The organism is Bradyrhizobium sp. Leo170, from assembly GCF_004296405.1.
In the GTDB taxonomy this organism is placed as follows: Bacteria; Pseudomonadota; Alphaproteobacteria; order Rhizobiales; family Xanthobacteraceae; genus Bradyrhizobium.
In genome coordinates, this window is the sequence record NZ_PSRR01000482.1 from 1 (window position 1) to 4752 (window position 4752).

At 60.0% G+C, this 4752-nt stretch carries 8 protein-coding genes; 5 read left to right on the top strand and 3 right to left on the bottom strand.

Annotated elements, in window-relative coordinates:
* Positions 1-279, top strand: a 279-nt coding sequence (locus CWO89_RS40840) for a DUF736 domain-containing protein (protein WP_130583905.1), incomplete at its 5' end; no start/stop codon positions are given.
* Positions 280-342: 63 nt separating this feature from the next.
* Positions 343-489, top strand: a complete 147-nt coding sequence (locus CWO89_RS46435; protein ID WP_165421540.1) for a hypothetical protein — start codon at positions 343-345, stop codon at positions 487-489.
* A 43-nt stretch (positions 490-532) separates the two neighbouring features.
* On the opposite strand, the gene CWO89_RS40845 is transcribed toward CWO89_RS46435, so the two are convergent.
* The 3 genes from CWO89_RS40845 to CWO89_RS40855 form a co-directional block, all read right to left on the bottom strand.
* Positions 533-811, bottom strand: coding sequence for an HU family DNA-binding protein (locus tag CWO89_RS40845; RefSeq protein ID WP_130583906.1), 279 nt, complete (start codon positions 809-811; stop codon positions 533-535).
* Between the two features lie 123 nt (positions 812-934).
* Positions 935-1180, bottom strand: a complete 246-nt coding sequence (locus CWO89_RS40850; RefSeq protein ID WP_130583907.1) for a WGR domain-containing protein — start codon at positions 1178-1180, stop codon at positions 935-937.
* A 227-nt stretch (positions 1181-1407) separates the two neighbouring features.
* Positions 1408-2652 carry an MFS transporter gene (locus CWO89_RS40855; RefSeq protein WP_130583911.1) on the bottom strand — a complete coding sequence of 415 codons (1245 nt, stop codon included), beginning with the start codon at positions 2650-2652 and terminating at the stop codon, positions 1408-1410.
* Between the two features lie 104 nt (positions 2653-2756).
* Between CWO89_RS40855 and CWO89_RS40860 the strand changes: the two genes are divergently transcribed.
* The 3 genes from CWO89_RS40860 to CWO89_RS40870 all read left to right on the top strand — a co-directional run bounded on the left by CWO89_RS40860 (position 2757) and on the right by CWO89_RS40870 (position 4630).
* Positions 2757-3251, top strand: coding sequence for a winged helix-turn-helix transcriptional regulator (locus tag CWO89_RS40860; RefSeq protein WP_130583908.1), 495 nt, complete (start codon positions 2757-2759; stop codon positions 3249-3251).
* Between the two features lie 181 nt (positions 3252-3432).
* The gene (locus CWO89_RS40865; protein ID WP_130583909.1) at positions 3433-4008 is read left to right on the top strand and encodes a hypothetical protein; all 576 of its coding nucleotides are present in this window, start codon (positions 3433-3435) and stop codon (positions 4006-4008) included.
* Positions 3968-4630 (top strand): hypothetical protein, encoded by a 663-nt coding sequence (locus tag CWO89_RS40870; RefSeq protein ID WP_130583910.1) that lies wholly within the window; start codon positions 3968-3970, stop codon positions 4628-4630. The genes CWO89_RS40865 and CWO89_RS40870 overlap by 41 nt, the downstream gene beginning before the upstream one ends.
* The last annotated feature ends 122 nt before the right edge of the window (positions 4631-4752 follow it).

Genomic DNA, 4752 nt, shown 5'->3' on the forward strand with positions numbered 1-4752 from the left:
ACCGGATTTTCAGGCGCCATCAAGACTTTGAACCTCAACGTCAAGGCCAAGCTGGTCCGCGTCGAGAACCCCTCCGAGAAGGGACCGCACTTCCGCATCTTCGCGGGCGCGAGCGTCGATCTGGGCGCCGCCTGGCAGAAGGTCTCCAACGAGGGCCGCGACTACCTCTCGGTCAAGCTGGACGACCCGAGCTTCCCCGCTCCGATCTACGCCACCCTGATCGAGGTGGAGGGCGAGGAAGGCCTGCAGCTGATCTGGTCCCGGCCGAACCGGGACTGAGGCTGCCGTGAGAGGGCTCCGCCGCGAGGCGGGGCCTTCTTCCTTTCAATTGGAGACGCTCTCATGACCGTCGACACCATCGAGGAGTTGCGCGCCGAGCTGCGGGAATGCCTGTTCACGCCCGCGGAGCGCAAGGCGCTCGAAGCCGAACTGGCCGAGCTCATCCGCCACCGCAACGAAGCACTCGCGGCCGAAGAGGAGGGGGCGTAAGCCCCCTCGTCTCGTGACTTACGGCAAGACCGTGCAACGGCCCTCATCCGTTGAGGACGTCCTTGATGGCTTTGGCTGGCGTGAAGGTGAGCTTCTTGGAAGCCGCGATCGCGATCGTTGCGCCGGTCGACGGATTACGACCCTCGCGGGCAGGCGAGTCCTTGACCTTGAACTTGCCGAAGGCGGCGATACTTGTCTCGGCCCCGCTCGCGGCTGCATCGGCGATGGCCTTGAACACGCTGTCGACGATGGCCTTCGCCTGTGTCTTTGTCAGGCTGTTCTCGGCGGCGATCTTCTCGGCAATCTCATTGGCGGTGGTCATGGAACAGGCTCCGTCTTGCTTCGATTTTCTTCCGTCTGACACCAAGACCGCCGGACGAATAGAGCAGACATGAAGGCGGGAGCCGTAATCCCCGGAAAACTGACGAAACTTTAGACTTTCTCCTCAGTAAGAGGCGTATCCGCGCCTGCGCTTGGCGCGCTCCAGCCGTCCGAATGCTTCGCCCGCTTCCGCGCTGGCATCAAAAGTCTGCACCATCGTCTGGCCGGTCGTGCCGATCCGGCCCCAGTTGCGGATCAGCGAGACCTCGCCGAACAAAGTTGGCTGGATCGAAAGCAAGTAAAACCGCCGCATGTTGCGGGTGGCGTCGATGCGGCGAAGGTGAAGCGGACTTGGCTCGAGGTTCGGCATGCCCGGATTCTCGCTTCCTGCGGAAGTGAGGTCCAATGATTTTTATGAATCGATCAGGGCCAAACGATTCATTTTCTCGATACCTCAATCGCACCATGGATGCGCGGTCCGTCCGATCGTCGCGCAAGACCTTCCGGCCGAGAGTCCAATCGATGGATGCACGCTGACGTGTCACCGCTCTGCTAGAGCCACCCTCGACATTTGCCGCCGTGCCACTCAAGTTTCAATTAGTGTGAGTAGGAGCGACTGTTTCGTAGTGATGCATCGTGGCGAGCGCAGGCCCAAACTATCAGGGCGGTTGCGCTGAAGAAAGCGCCCAGCCCTGATACGCCGCGCCATCCAGTATAAGCGAACGCTGTTGTAGAAGCGATGGCACCCAGAGCGCTTCCGGCCGAATAGAACGCCATGTAGCCGCCAACCAGGCGGCTGCGGGCCTGCGGATACGCAGAGAAAATGATGCTCTGGTTCGTGACGTGAACGGCCTGCACGGCGAGATCGAGCAGGATCACGCCGCCAATCAGGGCGGGTATCGAAACCGGGAGCATTGCGATCAGCGCCCACGAACTGAGCAGCAGGGCGAGTGCAATGCCGGTGGTCCAATGTTCTAGACCACGATCCGCCAACCTCCCGGCACCGCTTGCCGCCAATGCGCCAGCGACGCCGGCAAGACCGAACGCGCCTATCTCTGTGTGGGAGAAGCCGAACGGCTTGGTACTCAGCGGTAACACGAGCGCCGTCCAAAGCGTGCTGAAGGTGGCAAAGATCAGCAGGGCCAAAGCACCGCGAACACGCAGAACCGGATCGTGAACAAAGAGTTTGGGAATCGAGCGTAGGGTGCCGAGATAGCTGTTGGCGTTGGACACGGCAGTGCTCCGTGGAAGAACGCTGAACAGGATCAACGCCAACGCGGCGCTCAGAGCCGCCGAGGTCAGATACACGCTCCGCCAGCCTCCGAGATCGGCCAGGAGGCCAGAGGTGAAGCGGGAGGCCAGGATCCCGACGACAACCCCGCTTGTGATTGTGCCGACAGTCTGACCGCGCTTGCAAGGCGCAGCCAGGTTAGCTGCAAAGACGACGAGAACTTGAACCACGACAGCGAGCAAGCCCACCGTTATCATCCCCGCGAACAGGACGCTTTCCGTGCGGGCGGTCCCTACAATCGCGAGCGCGACTGCCGATAGGGCTGTCTGTCCGACCACCAGCCGGCGAGGCGCAATCAGATCCCCCAGGGGGACAATGAAGATCAGACCGACTGCGTAGCCGACCTGCGTTACCGTGATGACGAGGCCGATTGTCGCCGGCGCGATCGCAAAGTCACGCGACATAGCGTCAAGGAGCGGTTGGGCATAATAAATATTCGCAACCGAGAGACCGCACGCGATCGCGCACACGATGGTCGTGGCCATCGTCAGCGACCCTGCGTCACTGTCGAATTGCGCAGCGGTGTCATCCAATGCGGTGGGGCTCTTCATATCCATCGGGCCGCTCCTTCGATTGGTCTTATAATAAGACCACTAGACGGACGGCCGTTCTAGTTCTAAGTTAGAACCAGACGGAGATGAGGGTACGATCGGCCATGGTGAAGCGCATCAACCTGACAGGAGCGGATTGCCCGGTTGCCCGGGCCCTCGATGTAATCGGCGATTGGTGGTCACTCCTCATCATCCGCGACGTGTTCGATGACCTTCGACGTTTCAGCGAGATTCAAACCAATCTTGGTATCGCCAAAGGTATGCTAGCGACACGGCTACGCGAACTGATTGCGCGGGGCATCCTGACCACAGCACCGGCCTCTGACGGCTCGGCCTATCAGGAGTATGTGCTGACCGAGAAAGGGCGCGGGCTCTTCCTGGTTATCGTCGCGCTGCGCCAGTGGGGCGAAGAACACCTCTATCGTCACGCCCAGCCGCATTCTCTGCTGGTCGAGACCAAGACTGGGCGGCCGGTCCAGCGCCTTGTGCTTCGATCAGCTGCGGGCCGCTCCCTCAATTGGGGCGCAACGCAGGTGCGGGCCCCTCTAAAGGGCAAATTAGATCACGCTCCCGGCGGCAGCAGACCTCTGACCTCGTGACGATAGTGGCAACAATTCAATGACATCCCAGCCGAAGAGCTTATTCCTGATCGGGACCTCCCATATTGGGAAGTCGACCTGTGCGCATCGGATTGGCGGTGCCACCGGCTGGCCAGTGATTTCGACCGACATGTTAGGGCGTCATCCAGGTCGACCTTGGACCGGGGTGCCCGGCGCTATTATGGAATATTATCTTCGTCTATCGAACGACACAATTCATTGGTTCCTCCGGGTGCATCACGAGAACATGCGGCCGGTCATTCGGGAGAAGATCAGGACAGTACGCCAAGCGGGCGAAAGCTTCATATTTGAAGGTGCGGCGCTTCGGCCCGAATACGTGGCTGACTGGGAGATCGGCGATGCTCTGGTTGTGTGTTTCCAGGTGGAAGATCGCATCCTGCGCGAACGCATCATGACCGAGAGCCGCTATTCGGAGCAGGACGAACAGACGAAAGCCGCAATCGAAAAATTCGCAGAACGCTCGCTGCGCGAAAACCAAGCGTTTGCCGAGGCCTCTCAAAGACAGGGCATATCACTGATTGACGTCACTACTCCCGAAAACGCCGATCGTGCGACCGAGGAGTTGGTGTTGCGTCTTGCTGGCTCGTCCGGGCCATTATCGCCTAGTTCACGTCACCCGCGCCATAGGTGGATTGGCTCGGCACCGGGCGTCCGCAATGCGTGGCCAACGTGGGCAGCAAGTACGAGCATTAACGATGACGACATTCCCATCATCGGACGAGTGGAGTTTCGCTGAGTTCGACGATCAACGGCGAGCCTATCTGGACCGTGACATGCCGTTCGACGAAATAGCAAAACGGATCGCCGATGTCGCCGTCGTCAACACTGGTTGCGTCGATCCCTTGAGAACGCCAAACCCCGATGCGCCGGTAGACACGACTTGGCGTGCTTGGTTTACGATCAGCGTCGCCGAAGAGCCGCGCCTATCGGACCTCTTCTACAACGGTCGCGATGGCGTTCGCGGTCGTTACTGGCAAAGCGAAACGGAGGGCAATGCCGCAACGGCATCAATGATCGCTTTGCTTCGAGAAAAGCTGTTGCTGTTCGTCGCCGACAATAGCGACATCTTCGGGCCTGCGACGCTGGCGCGTGGAGACATGGCACTCGTAGCTCGATCTTTGGATGCCGCGTCTGTGAAAGCATGGGCTTATGAAGGGAAGAACCCAAACTTCAACGCAGGACCGAAGCTGGTCGTAAGGCGGTGGGCGACCAATAGGCCGGGTGGCAATTGGAGATGGGCACCGGTTGGTCCGTTGCTGGATATCAAAGGGGCGTTCTACACTCCCGACGACAAGGAATTTGTCCCTGGGGACAAGAGAGAGCGCGCTTACAACATCCACCGCTATGGCTTTTCGTAAAAGGCGGATGGCGAACCCCATTTGCGGCCGTGCAGGGAGCGCTGCATCAGCGGGCTCGGCAATCGATGGGGCAGCAAGTGAAAGCCCGACGGGGAAAACGGCAACCGCAAAAGGACTAGTGG